The organism is Desulfallas sp. Bu1-1 (genome assembly GCF_015594625.1).
In the GTDB taxonomy this organism is placed as follows: domain Bacteria; phylum Bacillota; class Desulfotomaculia; order Desulfotomaculales; family Desulfallaceae; genus JADNRQ01.
The window spans coordinates 1-255 of sequence record NZ_JADNRQ010000119.1 but is presented as its reverse complement, the minus strand read 5'-3'; the positions used below and the strand labels follow the sequence as shown (position 1 = coordinate 255).

Sequence of the window (255 nt, the reverse complement as noted above, 5' to 3'; positions counted from 1 at the left end):
GTCGGGAAGATAGGCGCACTCCTCGCCGTCGGCGGCGATAAACACACCATCAAAACCTTTTTCCACCGCGCGCAAGATCCACCCGGGCTTGATTCCGCTGGTACAGGGCATGCTGGTCACCATCACGTTTGGCGGGTAATGCATGTGCGCGCTGCCCGCCAGGTCGATGCCCGGGTCGGAAATGTTGTTTGTGGAAAAGGCAAGGATTTTGGGAGCAAAATCCTTGCCTTCTTTGGTTGTTGCAGCGGTTGTTGC

The 255-nt window shown here is 56.9% G+C and carries 1 protein-coding gene; it reads right to left on the bottom strand.

What is annotated here, in order from left to right; translation table 11 throughout:
* On the bottom strand, positions 1-255 hold a 255-nt coding region (locus IT084_RS19195; protein ID WP_207744673.1), incomplete at both ends, for a hydrogenase iron-sulfur subunit.